Raw genomic sequence first — 18,675 nt, forward strand, 5'->3', positions numbered from 1 at the left:
GCTGCCCCGTGTCGGTGTGCCCCTGGCCTTCACCTCAGGTTACGCTCTGCCCAGCCGGAGACTCCGTCCTCGGCTTCAGGTTGTGCCCGAAGGAAGGGGTAAGGAGATGGCTCAGGGTGGCCGTTCTGTCGGCCGGGGCCGTCCCAGTGCGCCGCGCCGCACCGACAAGGGTGCGCCGCGAGAGGCGGTCGCCCCGATCAAGGCTCCGGCCGCCGATCTCGCCGCCGCGCGGGACCGGGTGCAGGCCCTCATCGAACCGGTGCTCACCACTGCCGGTTACGATCTTGAAAGTTTGACGCTCAAGCAGGTCGGACGGCGTTTCAGCTTGAAGCTGACCGTGGACGGCGACGGCGGTGTCAACCTCGACACGATCGCCGAACTCTCCCGCGCCGTCGCCGACACCCTCGACGAGGCCGAAGCGGCCGGACGCGAGATCATCGCCGGCGAGTACCAGCTGGAGGTCAGCTCCCCGGGCGTGGACCGCCCGCTGACCCTGCCCCGGCACTGGCGGCGCGCGATCGGCCGGCTCGTCGCGGTGAAGGCCGCGGAGAAGCAGGTGACCGGCCGGGTGGTCGGCACCGACGAGAGCAGCGTCACGTTCGAGATCAACGGGGCGAAGAAGACTTTCCGCCTGGCCGAGCTGGGCGCGGGCCGCGTGCAGATCGAGTTCAGTCGGCTGGAAGAGATCTCCGACGACGACCTCGAGGAGATCGCGGGAGACGAAGACGACGAAGACGACGAGGAGCAGCAGTGAATATCGACCTGGCCGCATTGCGCGCGCTGGAACGCGAGCGGGAGATCCCGTTCGAGACAATTCTGGCCGCGATCGAGACGGCGCTGCTCACCGCATACCGGCACACCGACGGTGCGCATCAGCATGCCCGAGTGGAGATCGACCGCAAGACCGGCGGAGCCATCGTGCTCGCGCAGGAGTTCGACGACGACGGCTCGATCGTCCGTGAGTTCGACGACACCCCCGACGACTTCGGCCGCATCGCGACGATGACGGCGAAGCAGGTCATCCTGCAGCGCCTGCGCGAGGCGACCGACGAGGTGCACTTCGGCGAGTACATCAACCGCGACGGCGACCTCGTCACCGGCATCATCCAGGCCCACGAGAGCCGTTCGGAGAAGGGCATCGTCTCCGTCGACCTCGGCAAGATCGAGGCGACGCTGCCCCTGTCCGAGCAGGTGCCCGGCGAGGTCTACCGGCACGGCGAGCGCATCCGGTGCGTCGTGATCCACGTGGTCAAGGGCCCGCGCGGCCCCCAGGTGACGCTCTCCCGCTCGCACCCGGCGCTGGTCAAGAAGCTCTTCGCGCTGGAGGTGCCCGAGATCGCCGACGGCACCGTCGAGATCGCCGCCATCGCCCGCGAATCGGGGCACCGCACCAAGATCGCCGTACGCTCCACCGTCTCCGGAGTCAATGCGAAGGGCGCCTGCATCGGTCCGATGGGCCAGCGCGTGCGTGCGGTCATGAGCGAGTTGCACGGCGAAAAGATCGACATCATTGACTGGTCGGAGGACGCGGCCGAGTTCGTCGGGAATGCGCTCTCGCCCGCCCGGGTTATCAAGGTCGAGGTGGTCGACCGCGAGGCTCGCGCCGCCCGGGTGACCGTCCCGGGTGAGGTGCTTTCGCTCGCCATCGGCAGGGAAGGGCAGAATGCTCGGCTTGCGGCCCGTCTGACGGGTTGGCGAATCGACATTCGTTCCGATGCACCGGAGGGCAACCCGCCCCCCGGCGCACCGCGCCCGGCCCGCTCCGTCGCAGGTGTAGGGGCCGAGCACGGAGGCGCTGATCACGAAGGCGAGGCGGCCTGATCGTCTGTCGGACGATAGGGGTAGACTTCCTCGGTGGTACGTCGCTCGCTGTCCGCTGATATCCAGCTAGCACCTCCGGTGCGAACCTGTGTCGGCTGTCGGCAGCGTGCGACCGCCTCCGAGTTGCTGCGGGTCGTGGCGATCGAGCGCGAAGCTGGTCAGTTCAGCCTCATGCCTGATCCGGCCCGCAGAGCGCCGGGCAGGGGAGCGCATCTTCATCCCGTCCCGGCATGTCTCGTGTTGGCGGAGCGGCGCAGGGCCTTCGGGCGTGCGCTGCGGGTGACCGGTGTCCTGGACATCGGCACGCTCAACGAGGCGATCCCAGGCGGGGACGGATGATCTGCGCCAGAATGGGATCAACGACATGCGATCCTTCGGGATTGCGAGCGCAGGGCGAGTTGCGGGGAGCGCAGCGCGCCTTGCAGCGTAAAGACAACGCTCAGCACCCACCGTCGTCGTGGCACCGAGTCACGGCCGGAGAAGAGCAAGGTAGGAAAACCGGCATGAGCACACGATGAAGTCGCCAAAATGACAAGGCTTCAAGTGCACAAGTGAGGTCGATGTGGGCTGCCGCCCGCACGGCCTCGGAATGAGGAGTGCAGTGGCAGGCAAGGCCCGCGTACACGAGCTCGCCAAGGAGCTCGGCGTCGAGAGCAAGACCGTTCTCGCCAAATTGAAAGAGATGGGCGAGTTCGTCAAATCCGCGTCGAGCACCGTCGAGCCCCCCGTCGCACGGCGGCTGAAAGAGGTCTTCGGATCCTCTGGCGGCCCGTCGACCGGCTCATCCGGACCGAGCGCGCCGACGTCGTCGGCGCCCGAAGCGACGTCCAGCGCGAGCGAACCCCGGGTGTCGGCACGGCCGGCTCCGCCTAAGAAGGCGACGCCGAGCAAGCCGAAGGAGCCGGCGTTGACGCCGGCGGGTTCCCAGGTGACGAAGAGCGCACACGACATCGAGGTCGAGGCGGCGGAAGCCCGCGCCTCGGCCCTGAAAGCAGAGCAGGAGGCCTCCGTCAAGGCGGCCCAGGTTGCTCGCGAGACCCGGCGTCCGTCGGGTGAGGACGGCCCCAAGCCGACCTTCATGCCGCCCCGCCCCGGTACGACCGGCGGCGCGCCCGGCGGTGCTCGTCCCGCCTCTCCCGGTGCTCCCGGTGGCGCACGTCCGGCGGCGCCGGGTGGCGCACGTCCGGCGGCTCCCGGTGGGCGTCCCGAGCGTGGTCCCGAGCGTCCCGCCGGTGACCGTGGTCCGCGCCCCGAGCGCACCGACCGGCCGGGTGCCCCGCGCCCGCCGGCTCGCAGCGGCGGCAACAACCCGTTCGGCATCACCCCTGGTGGCGGTGCCCGACCGGCTGGCGGACCCAACCCCAACAATGCGATGCCCCGGCCCAACCCGGCCTCCATGGGCGGCCCCCGGCCGAGCCCTGCTTCGATGGGCGGACCCCGGCCCAGCCCGGGCCAGATGCCTTCGCAGCGTCCGGCTCGTCCCGGCGGTCCCGGTGGCGGCACCGGTCGTCCGGGCGGTCCCGGTGGTGGCGGCGCAGGTCGTCCCAGCGGTCCCGGCGGCGGCGGCTTCCGTCCCGGTGGTCCCGGCGGCGGCACCGGTGGCGGCTTCCGCCCCGGTGGCGGCGGTGGCGCTCCCGGTGGTGGCGGCGGTTACCGCGGCGGCCCCGGTGGCGGTGGCGCTCCCGGTGGTGGCGGCGGTTACCGCGGCGGTCCCGGTGGCGGCGCTCCTGGCGCTGGTGCACCGGCCGGTGGCGGTGGTCGTCCCGGTGGCGGCGGTCGTGGTCGCGGCGGTAGCGCCGCGGGCGCGTTCGGCCGTCCGGGTGGCAAGCCCGCCCGTGGCCGTAAGAGCAAGAAGCAGCGGCGTCAAGAGTTCGACAACCTGTCGGCACCGACGATGAGCTCCGGTGCACCGCGTGGCCAGGGCCAGCTCGTCCGCCTGCCGCGCGGCGCGTCCCTGTCGGACTTCGCCGACCGCATCAACGCCAACCCGGGCTCGCTCGTCCAGGAGATGTTCAACCTGGGCGAGATGGTCACGGCGACGCAGTCGTGCACCGACGACACCCTGCTGCTCATCGGCGAGCACCTCGGCTTCGACGTGCAGATCGTCAGCCCCGAGGACGAGGACCGCGAGCTGCTCGCGCGCTTCGACATCGACCTCGACGCCGACGTCGCGGAGGACCGCCTGGTCAGCCGCCCGCCGGTTGTCACGGTCATGGGCCACGTCGACCACGGTAAGACGAAGCTGCTCGACGCGATCCGGTCGGCCAACGTCGTCGAGGGCGAGGCCGGTGGCATCACCCAGCACATCGGTGCCTACCAGGTCCACGTCGAGCACGAGGGCGAAGACCGGGCGATCACCTTCATCGACACCCCGGGTCACGAGGCGTTCACCGCCATGCGTGCTCGTGGTGCCCAGGCGACCGACATCGTCATCCTGGTGGTCGCGGCCGACGACGGCGTCATGCCGCAGACGGTCGAGGCGCTCAACCACGCCAAGGCGGCCGGTGTGCCGATCGTGGTCGCGGTCAACAAGGTGGACAAGCCGGATGCCAACCCGGGCAAGGTCCGTCAGCAGCTCACCGAGTACGGCCTGGTCGCCGAGGAGTATGGCGGCGAGACCATGTTCGTCGACATCTCCGCGAAGAGCCGGATCAACATCGACGGCCTCCTGGAGGCCGTGCTGCTGACCGTCGACGCGTCGCTCGACATGCGGGCCCCGATCGACGGGCACGCACAGGGCATCGCGATCGAGGCGCACCTCGACAAGGGCCGCGGCCCCGTCGCGACGGTGCTGGTCAACAAGGGCACCCTGCGGGTCGGCGACTCGATCGTGGCGGGCAACGCCTACGGCCGCGTCCGCGCCATGCTCGACGACAACGGCCAGCCGGTCACCGAGGCCGGTCCGGCGCGTCCGGTCATGGTGCTCGGTCTGACCGCGGTGCCGGGCGCCGGCGACAGCTTCCTCGCTGCCGACGACGACCGCACCGTGCGCCAGATCGCCGAGCAGCGGCAGGCTCGCCGCCGTGCGGCCGAGCAGGCCAACCTGCGTGGCCGGGCCACCCTTGAGACGCTCCTCGAGCAGCTCAAGGAGGGCGAGAAGACCTCGCTCGACCTCATCATCAAGGGCGACGTGGCCGGTTCGGTCGAGGCGCTCGAAGATGCACTGGTCGGCCTTCCGATCCCGGAAGAGGTCACGCTGCGGATCATCCACCGTGGTGTCGGCGCGATCACCGAGAACGACGTCAACCTGGCGAGTGCGACCTCCGACTCGACCGCGATCATCATCGGCTTCAACGTTCGGCCGATGCTGCAGGCGCGGGCCCTGGCGGACCGCAATGGCGTGGAGATCCGGTACTACACCGTTATCTACCAGGCCATCGAGGAGATCGAGGCGGCCCTCAAGGGCATGCTCAAGCCGGTCTACGAGGAGTCCATCCTCGGATCTGCGGAGGTCCGCGAGGTCTTCCGCTCGTCCAAGATCGGTACGATCGCGGGTTGCATCGTCCGGACCGGCATCCTCAAGCGCAACGCCAAGGCGCGGGTCATCCGCGAGGGCGCGGTCGTGGCGGAGAGCGTCACGATCACCTCGCTCAAGCGGTTCAAGGATGACGCGACCGAGGTCCGCGAGGGCTACGAGTGTGGTCTGACCCTGGGCGGCTTCGGCAACCCGCAGGTCGGCGACATCTTCGAGGCCTACGAGATGCGCGAGAAGCCGCGCGCCTAAGCACGACGATCAAAGGGGTGGCCGGTTCAGACCGGCCACCCCTTCTCTCTTATAGACGACAGATTAGGCTTCCATCGTGGAATATGCGCTGCTCCTGGCCCCGTCATCGAACCGGGTCTACACCGCCGGGGCCGCCGCCCTGGGCGCCGCCGAACTCGCCGCCTTCTCCGTCGGCGCTCTCGACGGCCGCCTCGGTCCCGTGGCGCCGATCGAGCTCGCCGGGCGTACCTATCTGGGGTTCTCGGTGGCCGACGGACCGCTCGGTGAGCGCGACCTGGCCTATCTCGCGAACGTCTCGTCGGCCTTCGCGCTCTTCGAGCGCGTCGAGGGCGACCTGCTGCGGCCGATCGCCGGGCAGCCGCTGGACCGCTACGACGACGATCTGATCAGCATCCAGAAATACTCCGGCAAGACCAACGAGCACTTCACCAAGCTGCTGCTCAACGTGACGGTGCTGGCGAGCGCCTTCGCCGACCGGATGCTGGAGCGCAAGCTCACCGTGCTCGACCCGGTCTGCGGTCGGGGGACGACCCTCAACCAGGCCCTGATGTACGGCTGGGACGCCATCGGCATCGAGCGGGACCAGCAGGACCTGGAGGCCTACTCGGCCTTCATGAAGACCTACCTCAAGCGCAAGCGGCTCAAGCACAACGCGGAGATGACGCCGCTGCGCCGCGAGGGCAAGAAGCTCGGCCGCCGCTTCGACGTGACGATGGCGCCCGACAAGGCGGCGCACCACGCGGGCGAGACCCAGCAGCTGACGGTCTTCGAGGCCGATACGTCGCTGGCCCGCTCGCTGCTGAAGAAGCACTCGGCGGAGGTGGTCGTCGCGGACCTGCCCTACGGCATCGTGCACGGCAGCCGGGGACCGAAGGGGATCGCCCGGGGGCCGCAGGAGCTGCTGGAGACGGCGCTGCCCGGCTGGGTGCAGCTGATCATGCCCGGTGGCACGCTCGGCTTCTCCTGGAACACCCACGTCGCGCCACGCGAGGAGGCGATCGCGCTGGTGGAGAAGGCCGGACTGCGCATCGTCCCAGCCGAGGGCTTCTCACACTGGGTGGATCAGGGGATCACCCGCGATATTGTGATCGCCCGCCGGGACTGAGAAGCAGTAGTCTCAGCACTTGTGTTTCTAGGCTCAATCGTCTTCGACGTGCTCCTGCCCGGCGACTCCCGGTCGCTCAAGGAGAAGCGCAGCTATCTGCGGCCCGTCATCGCGGCCCTCAAGAAGTTCGAGGTCTCCGCGGCCGAGGTCGGTGACCAGGATCGGCACGGTCGGGCGCAGCTCGCCGTCGCCGTGGTGGCGAGCGAGGCCGTCCACGTCCGCGAGGTGCTCGATCGCTGCGAGCGGCTCGTGGCCGGGCGGCCGGAGCTGGAGCTGCTCTCGGTCAAGACCCGCCTCATCAGCGGCGAGGACCTGGACTGACGCCAGACAAAGATCATTTCCGATTGCCTGTCGTCGCAGACGGGTAATCTAAGTAGGTCGACCTGCACTGGAGGTAGCGAAATGTCCGATCCGGCAAAGGTACGCAAGCACGCCGAGCGCGTACGGGAGCTGGTGGCCTCGGCGGTGCGGACCCAGATCAAGGACCCGCGACTGGGCATGGTGACGATCACCGACGCCCGGATCACCGCAGATCTCCGCGAGGCCACGGTCTTCTACACCGTGCTCGGTGACGTCGAGGAGCAGCAGAGCACCGCCGCCGCGCTGGAGAGCGCCAAGGGGATGCTGCGCGGCCCGGTCGGCCGTGCGCTGGGCCTGCGCCACTCGCCGTCGCTGGCGTTCGTCATGGACAACGTCCAGGAGACCGTGAAGCACATCGACGACCTGCTTGCCGAGGCGAAGATCGCCGACGCCAAGGTGCACGAGATCGCCGAGCGCGCGACCTACGCCGGTGATCCGCAGCCCTACAAGCTCGACGACGACGCCGACGAGGCGGATGACGACGACGAGGACGAGCCGGCCCGCGCGGCCGAGGTCGGCCGGTGAACGAGGGCATTACCGAGGCGGAGTGGAGCGCGGCTGTCGCGGCGATCCACTCCGCCGTCACGGCCGACGACACGATCCTGCTCGTCTGCCACGTCAACCCCGACGGCGACGCCCTCGGCAGCATGCTCGGCGTGGCGCAGGCACTCGTCGCGCTCGGCTCGACCCGGCTGCAGGCGACCTTTCCGGGACCGCTGACGATCCCGGAGCCCTTCGCGCCGATGCCCGGCCTGCACCTGCTCGTCGCCGAGGACCAGGCGATGGCGCGGCCCGACCTGCTGATCACCTTCGACGCGGCGAGCGAGTCCCGGCTCGGCAAGCTCCGCGACCGGCTGGAGACCTCCGGCGACTCCATCGTGCTCGATCACCACGCCAGCTTCACCGGCTTCGGCCGGCACCAGCTCGTCGCGCCCACCTCGGCGGCGACCGCCGTGATCGCGGCCGAGCTCGTCGACCGGCTCGGCGTCGCGCTGGACCGCTCCATCGCCGAGTGCCTCTATGTCGGGGTCATCACCGACACCGGGTCCTTCCGCTACGAGCTCACCACGCCCGCCGTGCACCGGCTCGCCGCCCGGCTCGTCGAGACCGGCATCAACCCCGGCGAGGTCTCGCAGCGGATCTTCGACAGCCGCACCTTCGGCGCCGTGAAGCTCTACGGCGAGGTGCTCAGCCGGGCCGTCCTGGAGACCGAGAAGCGTCTCGTCTGGACCGTGGCGACCCTCGACGACCTCAAGCGCCACGACCAGCCCGCGCACGTCCTCGAAGGGCTCATCGACGGCATCCGCTGCACCGTGGAGGCCGACGTGGCGTGCCTGCTCAAGCAGGTCGCTCCCGACGAGTGGTCGGTCTCGATGCGGGGCCGTGGCGGTGCCGACGTGAGCCGGGTCGCGATCGCGCTCGGCGGCGGCGGCCACCGGCTCGCGGCGGGCTTCACCGGCCGCGGCTCCGCCGACGAGGTCATGGATCAGATCCGCGCCGCACTCTGACAGCAGAGGTCCGCACCGCCTCGTGCGGTGCGGACATTCCGGCACGCAGTGACTGAAATGCCGCCCTGAGACGCTGATCAGCGGAGACAATCGGGGGATGGATCAGCCGTCCGGCATCACCTTGGCCGACGCGGCCGCCGACGGGCCGCCGTGGGCCCGCCGCATCGTCATCCTGCCGACCTTCGCGGTGCTGGCCCTCGTCGGCGGGCTGCTGCCGTCCTTCTCGGTCGTCGCCAACCTCTACGTACTCGTGATCGGCTCCGTCATCGCGTGGATCGGGTTCACCCGCAGGCTGCCCCAGCGGACGGTGCCGAACCGGGTGGGCAGGGGCGTGTTGTGGTGGCTGCTGCCGATCGGCGTCTTCGTCATCTTCGAGACCACGACCTTCGTGGGCGGCTCGACCTACGAGTACCCGACGCTGTCGCTGCTCGCCGATCCGCTGCTCGATGCGTACCTGCCGCGGGCTGCTCTGTACTTCGCCTGGCTGGCCGGGTTCTGGGGGTTGTGCCGCCGATGAACGCGCTCCGAATGCTCGCCGTCGCGGGCTTCGCGCTCGCCGGGCTGCTGGTCGTGGCCGTGGAGTGGGCCGCCCGCCGGGACGGCTCGCGGATTCCGAGCCTGGGCGATGTCGCCGCGGTGGTCATGTCGCACGAGGTGGGCGGTCTGCCGGTCGGCCGGATCGCCGTCTTCGGGTTCTGGTGGTGGATCGGCTGGCATTTCCTGGCCCGCTAGCGGGCCGTGGCGGCACGGCCTGCCAGGTTGCGGCCGGTCACGTTCTGCGGCCGGTCACGTTCTGCGGCCGGTCACGTTTTGCAGCAAAGCGTGGCATGGGCTCGCGGAATGGCGCCGGATTGCTGCAAAACGTGTCTGGAGGTCGGCAGCGCATCTCACAGTATGAAAAACATGCGCACTATGTGGAACTGAACGTTAACTTTGGTTGCTATGCAAACCAAGCAGCAACCGAAGTCGTCCACGCAGCGTCCGCAAGCCGATGAGGAGCGCGAGCAGGCTCGTCGTGCACTACAGACGTCGATGGACACGCGCCAGTAAGGTAATTATCGATATGTTGTTGACTCCTTACTTCGGAGTCGGCACGATGGTCGCGTGACCATCACCGCCCCAGCCGCGCCCGCACCCGCGAGCCTCCAGCGGATCGTCGCTCTCGCGCTGCCCGCGCTCGTCGTCCTCGCGGCCGAACCGGTCTATGTCCTCGTCGACATGGCGGTCGTCGGCCACCTGGGCCGGGTCCAGCTCGCCGCATTGGCGCTGGGTGGCAGCGTGATGGGCCTCGCCGCCTGGCTGGGCAACGTGCTCGCCATGGGCACCACCGGCCGCGCCGCCCGCCGGTTCGGCGCCGCCGAGCGCCTCCCCGCCGTGATCGAGGGCGTCCAGGCCTCCTGGCTCGCGCTCGCCGCCGGATTCGCCCTGGTCGTCGGGGTCGAGGCGGTCGCGGGGCCGCTCACCCGCTCGCTCGCCGGATCGGGCCCCGACGGTGCCCTCATCGCCGCCGGTGCCGAGCAGTGGCTGCGGATCGCAGCGCTCGGGATGCCCGGAATCCTGCTGACCTTCGCCGGAAACGGCTGGATGCGCGGCGTGCAGGACACCCGTCGGCCGCTCTACTACGTCATCGGCGCCAACGTGCTCTCCGCGATCCTCTGTCCGCTGCTCGTCTACCCCGCCGGGCTCGGGCTGACCGGTTCGGCGATCGCCAACGTCGCCGCGCAGACCATCGGCGGCCTGCTCTTCCTGCTCGCCCTCGCCCGCGAACGCGCTCCGCTCGCGCCCCGCGCCGACATGCTGCGCGGGCAGCTCTCGCTCAACGGCGCGCTGCTGGTCCGCGGTGCCGCCTTCCAGGCCTGCTTCCTCTCCGCCGCCGCCGTCGCCGCCCGCTTCGGCGCCGCCGCGATCGGCGCGCACCAGATCGCGCTGCAGCTCTGGATGTTCTGCGCGTTCGCCCTCGACTCGATCGCCATCGCGGCCCAGTCCCTGGTCGGGGCGGAGCTCGGCGCCGGGCTCGGGGACCAGGCCCGCCGCACCGCGGATCGCATCGGCCGCATCGGCGGCCTGCTCGGCCTGGGGCTCGCGGTGGTCATCGGTGTCGGTGCCGTCGCGCTCCCCGCGCTCTTCACCACCGATTCGGCGGTACGCGCACAGGCCCTCATCGTCTGGCCCTGGTTCGTGGCGATGCTCCCGATGGCCGGAGTGGTGTTCGCGCTGGACGGCGTGATGGTGGGTGCCGGCGATGCCCGCTACCTGCGCAACCTCACCCTCGTGGCGGCCCTGTGCGGTTTCCTCCCCGCGATCTGGGCGGCGTACGCGTTCGACCTCGGCCTGGGCGGCATCTGGTTCGGCCTGACCATGTTCATCGTGATCCGCCTGATCGCGCTCCTGCTCCGCATGCGCAACGGCGCCTGGGCCGTCACCGGCGCCACCCGCTAGCCAGGATGGGCGGACCCGGCGGAGCTTCTCGACGGCTGGGCTGGCAGGCTGATCGGGTGGCAGCCGAAGCAGTGACCGACGGGTTGATCATCGTGGACAAGCCGGGCGGGATGACCTCGCATGACGTGGTCGCCCGCTGCCGTCGCCTCGCCAGGACCCGGCGGGTCGGGCACGGCGGGACGCTGGATCCGATGGCGACCGGCGTACTCGTGATCGGGGTGGGGCGGGCGACGAGACTGCTCACCTACGTCGTGGGCGTGGGCAAGGTCTATCGGGGCACGATCCGGCTCGGGCAGTCGACGCTCACCGACGACGCCGAGGGCGAGGTGACCGGTGGAGCCGACGCGGGCCACGTCGCCGACGCGGAGATCGCGGCCGGGCTCGCGGCGCAGACCGGTGAGGTCGACCAGGTGCCGAGCGCGGTGAGCGCCATCAAGGTCAACGGTGTCCGCGCCTACAAGCAGGTACGCGATGGCAAGACCCCGGAGCTGGCAGCCCGTCGGGTGACGATCTCGCGGATCGAGGTCTCGGCGATCCGGCGGAGCGAACCCGGACTCGTCGACATCGACGTCGAGGTGGCCTGCTCCTCGGGAACCTATATCCGGGCGATCGCTCGGGACCTGGGCGCCCGGTTGGGGGTCGGCGGCCATCTGGCGGCTCTGCGGCGTACCCACGTGGGAGATTTTGATCTTGAGCAGGCCGCCACCCTGGAGGAGCTCGCGGAGCTCGCCGACCCGGTGACCCTGCCGCTGCCCGCGGCCCTGCGCCGGGTCTTCCAGGTCCGCGACGCCGATGTGGAGGAGACGCGGATCCTGTCGCACGGCGGACCGCTCGAACCCGTGGGAATAGCCGGGCCCTATGCGGTCTTCGGGGCGGACGGCGCGCCGCTCGCCGTGGTGTCGGAGCGCGGCGGCAAGGCCCGCGCTGAGATCGTGCTGGTAGGGGCGTCCTAGAGATGGCTATGCAACGGTGGCGGGGAGCGGACCAGGCGCCGCGCGGCTGGGGGCGTTCGGTCGTGACGATCGGCGTCTTCGACGGTGTCCACAGGGGACACCAGCAGACGATCGGCTATGCGGTGGCGCGGGCCGAGGAGCTGGGCGTGCCGTCGGTGCTGGTCACCTTCGACCCGCATCCGTCGGAGGTGGTGCGGCCCGGCTCGCACCCGGCGATGCTGACGAGCCCGACCCGCAAGGCGGAGCTGGTCGAGCAGTTCGGGATCGACGCGCTCTGCGTGATCCCCTTCACCCAGGACTTCTCGAAGCTGCCCGCCGAGGCGTTCGTGCACGACGTGCTGGTGGAGCAGCTGCACGCGTCGGCGGTCGTGGTGGGGGAGAATTTCCGTTTCGGGCACAAGGCGACCGGGGATGTCGCGCTGCTGACGAAGCTGGGACGCAGCTTCGGCTTCGCGGTGGAGGGCGCGCCGCTGCTCACCGACGACGGCACCGTCTTCTCCTCGACCTATGTCCGCGCCTGCGTGGCGGCCGGGGATGTCGAGGCGGCCGCATCGGCGCTGGGGCGGGCGCACCGGCTGGAGGGTGTCGTCGTCCGCGGCGACCAGCGGGGCCGGGAGATCGGCTTCCCGACGGCGAACCTCTTCACCGGGCGGTTCGCGGCGATCCCGGCCGACGGCGTCTATGCCGGGAGGCTGATCCGGGCCGGTCAGGCGCTGCCCGCGGCGATCTCGGTCGGCACCAACCCGACCTTCGCGGGCACCGAGCGCCGGGTCGAGGCATACGTCCTTGATTTCGACGGAGATCTATACGGTGAGCGGCTCGCGATCGACTTCGTCGCCCATCTGCGCGGGATGCTCCGCTTCGACGGCATCGATGAATTGATCACCGCCATCACCGACGACGTGGCCCGGACCAGGGTGATCTTGAACACGTGACGGATTGTTGCGGTATCTGTGTCGGAGGGTAGTCCGCCTGCTGGTAACCTTGGAGTGTCGCCGGCTTCCGGCGAGGTCTCGCGTGCCTGCCCGACGCCGCGGGTGCGAGATCGAAGGAAACCCACATCTACCGTTAGGGAGATCATGGCGCTCGCAGCAGAGCTCAAGACTCAGATCATGCAGGAGCACGCGACCGTCGAAGGGGACACCGGCTCGCCGGAGGTCCAGATCGCGGTCCTTACCCGCCGGATCAAGGACTTGACCGAGCACCTCAAGGTGCACAAGCACGACCACCACAGCCGTCGTGGTCTGCTGCTCATGGTCGGCCGCCGCAAGCGGCTGCTGGCCTACCTTTCGAAGTCGGACATCGCGCGCTACCGGACGCTCATCGAGCGCCTCGGCATCCGTCGATGACCTCGGAGGGGAGTGGCCTCGGCCGCTCCCCTTTTTTACAGCCGTGCGAGCAGCGTGCTCGCTCGGTTGCAGCGTCCGGGCAACCTGCCCGGCGCCAAAGACGTGGCAGAGGAGTTCCATCACATGACCGAGACCACTCTCGGCTCTCAGCACAGCACGGCTGTGATCAACAACGGGAAGTTCGGCACCCGTGAGGTCGTCTTCTCGACCGGGCGTCTCGCCCGGCAGGCAGCCGGTTCGGCCTTGGCACAGCTCGGCGACACCGTGGTTCTCTCCGCGACGACCGCCAGCAAGCAGCCCAAGGAGCAGTTCGACTTCTTCCCGCTGACGGTCGACGTCGAGGAGCGGATGTACGCCGCAGGGCGCATCCCCGGCTCGTTCTTCCGTCGCGAGGGCCGTCCCTCCGAGGACGCGATCCTGACCTGCCGGCTCATCGACCGCCCGCTGCGCCCGTCCTTCGTCAAGGGCCTGCGCAACGAGATCCAGGTCGTCGTGACCGTTCTCGCACTCGACCCGACGACGCCCTATGACGTGGTCGCGATCAACGTGGCCTCGCTCTCGACGCAGCTCGCGGGCCTGCCGTTCTCCGGCCCGATCGGTGCGACCCGGGTCGCCAACATCGACGGTGAGTGGGTCGCCTTCCCGACCCACGAGGAGCTCGACCGCGCCACCTTCGACATGGTGGTCGCCGGTCGCGTCGTCGGTGACGACGTTGCGATCATGATGGTCGAGGCCGAGGCCACCGAGAACACCATCGCCCTGGTCGCCGGTGGCGCCGTGGCGCCCAACGAGGAGATCGTGGCCGCCGGCCTCGAGGCCGCCAAGCCGGTCATCGCCGAGCTGTGCCGCGCACAGGCCGAGCTCGCCGCCCAGGCCGCGAAGCCGACCGGTGAGTTCCCGGTCTTCCTCGACTACTCCGACGACGTCTACGCCGCGGTCAAGGCCGCCGGTTCGGGCGACCTGGGCGAGGCTCTGAAGATCTCCGGCAAGGCCGACCGCGAGGAGGCCCTCGACCGGGTCAAGGCCGCTGTCATCGAGTCGGTCGCGCCGCAGTTCGAGGGGCGTGAGAAGGAGGTCTCGGCCGCCTTCCGCTCGCTCACCAAGGCTGAGGTCCGGGCCCGCGTCCTGCGGGACAAGGTCCGCATCGACGGCCGTGGTCCGGCGGACATCCGCCCGCTCACCGCCGAGGTGCAGGTCCTGCCCCGCGTGCACGGTTCGGCGCTCTTCGAGCGCGGCGAGACCCAGATCATGGGTGTCACCACGCTCAACATGCTCCGCATGGAGCAGGCGCTCGACACGCTGTCGCCGGCGAAGACCAAGCGCTACATGCACAACTACAACTTCCCGCCCTACTCCACCGGTGAGACGGGTCGGGTCGGTTCGCCGAAGCGCCGCGAGATCGGTCACGGCGCGCTCGCCGAGCGGGCCCTCATCCCCGTGCTGCCGGCTCGCGAGGAGTTCCCCTACGCGATCCGCCAGGTCTCCGAGGCGCTGGGCTCCAACGGCTCCACCTCGATGGGCTCGGTCTGCGCCTCCACGCTGTCGCTGCTCACGGCCGGTGTGCCGCTGAAGGCGCCGGTGGCGGGCATCGCGATGGGCCTCATCTCCGACGAGGTCGACGGCAAGACGGAGTATGTGACGCTGACCGACATCCTCGGTGCCGAGGACGCCTTCGGCGACATGGACTTCAAGGTCGCCGGCACCCGTGACTTCGTGACGGCGCTCCAGCTGGACACGAAGCTCGACGGCATCCCCTCGGAGGTCCTGGCGGCCGCACTGCGCCAGGCCCACGACGCGCGCCACACCATCCTCGACGTCATGCAGGCCGCGATCGACGCGCCCGGCGAGATGAGCGAGTACGCGCCTCGCGTCACCTCGGTGAAGATCCCCGTCGACAAGATCGGCATGGTGATCGGGCCGAAGGGCCAGACCATCAACGCGATCCAGGACGAGACCGGCGCCGAGATCTCCATCGAGGACGACGGCACGATCTACGTCGGCGCGACCAACGGGCCGTCGGCCCAGGCCGCGGTGGACCGGATCAACGCCATCGCCAACCCGACGATGCCGAAGGTCGGCGACAAGTTCCTCGGCACCGTGGTGAAGACGGCGGCGTTCGGCGCCTTCGTCTCGCTGCTGCCGGGGCGCGACGGCCTGCTGCACATCTCCAAGGTGGGCGACGGCAAGCGCGTGGAGAAGGTCGAGGACTTCCTCAACGTCGGCGACAAGGTCGAGGTCGAGATCGCCGAGATCGACTCGCGCGGCAAGATCTACCTGGACAAGGTGCTGCCGGAGGGTGTCGAGCGCCCCGCGCCCGTCGCCAACGGCGACCGGCCCGCGACGCGGGACAAGGAAGACCGTGGGCCGCGTTCGGCCGACCGTGGTGACCGTGGTCCGCGCCGTGACGGCGACGACCCGGAGCGCCGCCGCCGGACCCGTCGCGAGTGACGAGTAATTCAGCACAAGCCCTGGGGGGGACGGTCGAGCGGACCGTCCTCCCCAGCGGTTTGCGCATCATCACCGAGGAGATCCCTGCCATGCGCAGCGTCTCCTTCGGCATCTGGGTCAACGTCGGTTCGCGCGACGAGACGCCCGCCCTCGGCGGCGCGTCGCACTTCCTGGAGCACCTGCTCTTCAAGGGCACGAACAAGCGCTCCGCGCTGGAGATCTCCTCGCAGATCGAGGCGGTCGGCGGCGAGACCAACGCCTTCACCACCAAGGAGTACACCTGCTATTACGCGCGGGTGCTCGACGAGGATCTGCCGCTCGCGATCGATGTCGTCTGCGACGCGGTCGCCGACTCGATCCTCGAACCCTCCGATGTGGAGACCGAGCGCGGCGTCATCCTCGAAGAGATCGCGATGACCGAGGACGAGCCCGGCGACGAGGTCCATGACCTGCACATGGCCGCGCTCTACGGCGGCCATCCGCTGGGCCGGCTCATCTCGGGCACCACCGAGACGATCACGCCGATGACCCAACAGCAGATCAACAGCTTCTACCGGCGGTATTACAAGCCGCCGGTCATGGTCGTGGCTGCGGCCGGTCGCCTCACTCACGCCGAGGTCGTGCGCCTGGTCACCGAAGCCATCGCGGGTACGCCGTTGTCAGCCGGCACCGCCGCGCCCGCACCGCCGCGCCCGACGAGCCGCCGGGTTCCCGTCCTCGAGCCCGTGACCGTCGTGCGGGAGAAGGACACCGAGCAGGCCCACCTGGTCCTCGGCGGCCTGGCGATCGGACGGCGGGACGAGCGGCGTTTCGCGGTCGGCATCCTCAACAACGTGCTCGGCGGCGGCATGTCCTCGCGCCTCTTCCAGGAGATCCGGGAGAAGCGGGGCCTGGCATATTCGGTCTACTCCTACACCGCGCAGTACGCCGAGACCGGCACGTTCGGCGTCTACGCCGGGTGCGCGCCGGGCAAGGTCGCCGAGGTGCTCTCGATCGTCCGTGCCGAGCTCGACACGGCGGCGCGGGGCGGGATCACCGCTGATGAGCTGCGCCGGGGCAAGGGCATGCTGAAGGGCTCGCTCGTGCTCGGGCTGGAGGACACCGGCTCGCGGATGACGAGGCTCGGCAAGGGCGAACTGCTCTTCGGCGACGTGCTCTCGGTCGACGACCTGCTCGCGCGGATCGACTCGGTCACCCTGGACGAGGTGGCCGAGATCGCGGTGGAGATGCTCACCGCGCCGATGTCGCTCGCGGTGGTCGGCGCGTTCCCGTCGGACACGGTTTTCTAGCGGTTGTCACCTCCATGATCCGGCCATCTTTGCTGAAGATGGCCGGATCACGGTGCTTGATCACGCCGTTTTCGGCGAAGACGGCCGGATCATGGGGCTTGATCACGTCATCTTCAGCGAAGGTGGCCGGATCATGCCGGTGAGCTGCGCGAGCCGAGCGGGACGGGGGCGGCCGGAATGGGATCTTGGGGCGCTACCCGGGCGGCGGCGGACACGATCCGCTAGGTTACGCATGTGACGCAGGAGAATGAACCCATTCGGGTGGGTGTGCTGGGTGCTCGTGGCCGGATGGGCCAGGAGGTCTGCAAGACGATCAACAGGTCGGACGACCTGGAGCTGGTCGCCATGATCGATCAAGGTGACTGGCTCTTCAACGCCTCCGACGCCGCCGCCGAAGTCGTCGTCGACTTCACCACCCCGGACGTGGTGATGGACAACCTGCACTGGTGCATCGACCAGGGCATCAGTGTCGTCGTCGGCACCAGCGGCTTCACGCCGACCCGGCTCGACCGGGTCAAGTCGTGGCTGGACAAGAAGCCCGAGGTCGGCGTGGTCATCGCGCCCAACTTCGCGATCGGCGCGGTGCTGATGATGGAGTTCGCCGAGCGCGCCGCGAAGTACTTCGAGAGTGTCGAGATCATCGAGCAGCACCACCCGGCGAAGGTGGACGCTCCGAGCGGCACCGCGTTGCGTACGGCTCAGATCATCGGTGAGGCTCGTGCGGCGGCCGGCCTGGGCATCGTGCCGGATGCGACCAAGGACGAGGTCTCCGGCGCGCGTGGTGCCACCATCGACGGCATCCGGGTGCACTCGGTGCGGTCCATGGGCCTGGTCGCGCACCAGGAGGTCCTCTTCGGCACTCAGGGCGAGACGCTGAAGCTCCGCCACGACTCCTTCGACCGCAGCTCGTTCATGCCCGGCGTCCTGCTGGCGATCCGCGCGGTGGTAAACCGTCCCGGCCTGACGATCGGCCTGGGCGACCTCCTCTGACCACAAATTCGCGTTGATCAAGGGAAGACTCACCATCGGGGGTGCCCGATATGCGGCGAGTCTTCCCTTGATCAACGCGAATTCAGGGCCTTACAAGGCTGCGTGGAGGCGGAGTTGGGGGACCAGCATGTCCTCCACGTCCAGCGCCCTGGTTGCGCCGTCGGGGGCCCAGCCGGCTGACGTCAAGAACTTCGTCGTCGCGGAGTCCGCCTCGAAGGACCAGGCGACACCCATCCGCAGGCCCGACTCGCGCCAGAGGTCGACGCTCGCGGCCAGCAGCCGGCTGCCGTGTCCGCGGCGGCCCCAGCGAGGTTCGACGAGCATCTCTGTGATCGCCGCCACATCCTCGCCCAACGCGGTGTGATCCTCGTCGGGTGCGAGAGCGTTCTCATCTGCTGGGCCTGACGCGAGGAAGCCCACCACGTAAGATTGGTCAGGTGCTTCCATCTTCTCGTCGCCCGTCTGGTCGACGGCGATCAGCACGCGGTGTGCCTTGCTGGGTGGTGCGGTGATCGCCTCCAGCCAGCGCTCGGCGAGCAGGGGTTCCTCCAGCCCGTCCAGCACCTGCCGGGGGAGCAGCCGCCGATAGGCGACCCGCCAGGTCGCCACCTGGATACGTGCGATCTCACCGGCGTCGTCTGGACGCGCCGGTCGGACAAAGCCGACAGCCATGAGCAGAGAGCCTACGA

General features: G+C 69.5%; 18 protein-coding genes. 17 read left to right on the forward strand and 1 reads right to left on the reverse strand.

Annotated elements, in window-relative coordinates:
• The first annotated feature begins 106 nt into the window (after positions 1-106).
• The 17 genes from rimP to dapB all read left to right on the forward strand — a co-directional run bounded on the left by rimP (position 107) and on the right by dapB (position 17,986).
• Positions 107-754 (forward strand): ribosome maturation factor RimP, encoded by a 648-nt coding sequence (gene rimP / locus F4553_RS28125; protein ID WP_184841743.1) that lies wholly within the window; start codon positions 107-109, stop codon positions 752-754.
• Entirely contained in the window at positions 751-1,821 is a 1,071-nt protein-coding gene (nusA, locus tag F4553_RS28130) for a transcription termination factor NusA (protein ID WP_184841745.1), read from the forward strand. Before rimP ends, nusA begins: the two co-directional genes overlap by 4 nt.
• Positions 1,822-1,881: 60 nt before the next feature.
• Complete coding sequence (locus tag F4553_RS41270; protein WP_376776348.1) at positions 1,882-2,160, forward strand: YlxR family protein; 279 nt, start codon at positions 1,882-1,884, stop codon at positions 2,158-2,160.
• Positions 2,161-2,422: 262 nt separating this feature from the next.
• Positions 2,423-5,545, forward strand: coding sequence for a translation initiation factor IF-2 (gene infB / locus F4553_RS28140; protein ID WP_184841747.1), 3,123 nt, complete (start codon positions 2,423-2,425; stop codon positions 5,543-5,545).
• A gap of 76 nt (positions 5,546-5,621) precedes the next feature.
• Positions 5,622-6,650, forward strand: coding sequence for a TRM11 family SAM-dependent methyltransferase (locus tag F4553_RS28145; RefSeq protein WP_312875416.1), 1,029 nt, complete (start codon positions 5,622-5,624; stop codon positions 6,648-6,650).
• Positions 6,651-6,671: 21 nt separating this feature from the next.
• Positions 6,672-6,971, forward strand: a complete 300-nt coding sequence (locus tag F4553_RS28150) for a DUF503 domain-containing protein (RefSeq protein ID WP_184841749.1) — start codon at positions 6,672-6,674, stop codon at positions 6,969-6,971.
• An 81-nt stretch (positions 6,972-7,052) separates the two neighbouring features.
• Positions 7,053-7,535, forward strand: coding sequence for a 30S ribosome-binding factor RbfA (gene rbfA / locus F4553_RS28155; RefSeq protein WP_184841751.1), 483 nt, complete (start codon positions 7,053-7,055; stop codon positions 7,533-7,535).
• Positions 7,532-8,518 carry a DHH family phosphoesterase gene (locus F4553_RS28160; RefSeq protein ID WP_184841753.1) on the forward strand — a complete coding sequence of 329 codons (987 nt, stop codon included), beginning with the start codon at positions 7,532-7,534 and terminating at the stop codon, positions 8,516-8,518. Before rbfA ends, F4553_RS28160 begins: the two co-directional genes overlap by 4 nt.
• Before the next feature lie 97 nt (positions 8,519-8,615).
• Positions 8,616-9,035, forward strand: a complete 420-nt coding sequence (locus F4553_RS28165) for a hypothetical protein (protein ID WP_184841755.1) — start codon at positions 8,616-8,618, stop codon at positions 9,033-9,035.
• Entirely contained in the window at positions 9,032-9,250 is a 219-nt protein-coding gene (locus F4553_RS28170; protein WP_184841757.1) for a DUF6186 family protein, read from the forward strand. Before F4553_RS28165 ends, F4553_RS28170 begins: the two co-directional genes overlap by 4 nt.
• A gap of 378 nt (positions 9,251-9,628) precedes the next feature.
• The gene (locus F4553_RS28175) at positions 9,629-10,957 is read left to right on the forward strand and encodes an MATE family efflux transporter (RefSeq protein WP_184847014.1); all 1,329 of its coding nucleotides are present in this window, start codon (positions 9,629-9,631) and stop codon (positions 10,955-10,957) included.
• Positions 10,958-10,962: 5 nt separating this feature from the next.
• Positions 10,963-11,910, forward strand: coding sequence for a tRNA pseudouridine(55) synthase TruB (gene truB, locus F4553_RS28180; RefSeq protein ID WP_184841759.1), 948 nt, complete (start codon positions 10,963-10,965; stop codon positions 11,908-11,910).
• A gap of 8 nt (positions 11,911-11,918) precedes the next feature.
• Positions 11,919-12,845 carry a bifunctional riboflavin kinase/FAD synthetase gene (locus F4553_RS28185; protein ID WP_184847016.1) on the forward strand — a complete coding sequence of 309 codons (927 nt, stop codon included), beginning with the start codon at positions 11,919-11,921 and terminating at the stop codon, positions 12,843-12,845.
• Positions 12,846-12,989: 144 nt separating this feature from the next.
• On the forward strand, positions 12,990-13,259 hold the full coding sequence (gene rpsO, locus F4553_RS28190; protein WP_184841761.1) for a 30S ribosomal protein S15: 270 nt from the start codon (positions 12,990-12,992) through the stop codon (positions 13,257-13,259).
• A 123-nt stretch (positions 13,260-13,382) separates the two neighbouring features.
• Positions 13,383-15,707 carry a polyribonucleotide nucleotidyltransferase gene (locus tag F4553_RS28195; protein ID WP_184841763.1) on the forward strand — a complete coding sequence of 775 codons (2,325 nt, stop codon included), beginning with the start codon at positions 13,383-13,385 and terminating at the stop codon, positions 15,705-15,707.
• The gene (locus F4553_RS28200; RefSeq protein WP_312875417.1) at positions 15,704-16,996 is read left to right on the forward strand and encodes a M16 family metallopeptidase; all 1,293 of its coding nucleotides are present in this window, start codon (positions 15,704-15,706) and stop codon (positions 16,994-16,996) included. The genes F4553_RS28195 and F4553_RS28200 overlap by 4 nt, the downstream gene beginning before the upstream one ends.
• A gap of 234 nt (positions 16,997-17,230) precedes the next feature.
• A complete protein-coding gene (gene dapB / locus F4553_RS28205; RefSeq protein ID WP_184841767.1) occupies positions 17,231-17,986 on the forward strand; it encodes a 4-hydroxy-tetrahydrodipicolinate reductase in 756 nt (251 codons plus the stop codon).
• A 90-nt stretch (positions 17,987-18,076) separates the two neighbouring features.
• On the opposite strand, the gene F4553_RS28210 is transcribed toward dapB, so the two are convergent.
• The gene (locus F4553_RS28210) at positions 18,077-18,658 is read right to left on the reverse strand and encodes a GNAT family N-acetyltransferase (protein WP_184841769.1); all 582 of its coding nucleotides are present in this window, start codon (positions 18,656-18,658) and stop codon (positions 18,077-18,079) included.
• Positions 18,659-18,675 lie beyond the last annotated feature (17 nt).

Origin of the sequence: Allocatelliglobosispora scoriae (genome assembly GCF_014204945.1) — a bacterium.
GTDB lineage: Bacteria > Actinomycetota > Actinomycetes > Mycobacteriales > Micromonosporaceae > Allocatelliglobosispora > Allocatelliglobosispora scoriae.

Coding starts and splice junctions, on each gene's coding strand:
- F4553_RS28165 (WP_184841755.1), top strand. CDS start 8,616: ATGGATCAGCCGTCCGGCATCACCTTGGCCGACGCGGCCGCCGACGGG.
- F4553_RS28185 (WP_184847016.1), top strand. CDS start 11,919: ATGCAACGGTGGCGGGGAGCGGACCAGGCGCCGCGCGGCTGGGGGCGT.
- rimP (WP_184841743.1), top strand. CDS start 107: ATGGCTCAGGGTGGCCGTTCTGTCGGCCGGGGCCGTCCCAGTGCGCCG.
- F4553_RS28170 (WP_184841757.1), top strand. CDS start 9,032: ATGAACGCGCTCCGAATGCTCGCCGTCGCGGGCTTCGCGCTCGCCGGG.
- rbfA (WP_184841751.1), top strand. CDS start 7,053: ATGTCCGATCCGGCAAAGGTACGCAAGCACGCCGAGCGCGTACGGGAG.
- rpsO (WP_184841761.1), top strand. CDS start 12,990: ATGGCGCTCGCAGCAGAGCTCAAGACTCAGATCATGCAGGAGCACGCG.
- F4553_RS28195 (WP_184841763.1), top strand. CDS start 13,383: ATGACCGAGACCACTCTCGGCTCTCAGCACAGCACGGCTGTGATCAAC.
- truB (WP_184841759.1), top strand. CDS start 10,963: ATGGGCGGACCCGGCGGAGCTTCTCGACGGCTGGGCTGGCAGGCTGAT.
- F4553_RS28210 (WP_184841769.1), bottom strand. CDS start 18,658: ATGGCTGTCGGCTTTGTCCGACCGGCGCGTCCAGACGACGCCGGTGAG.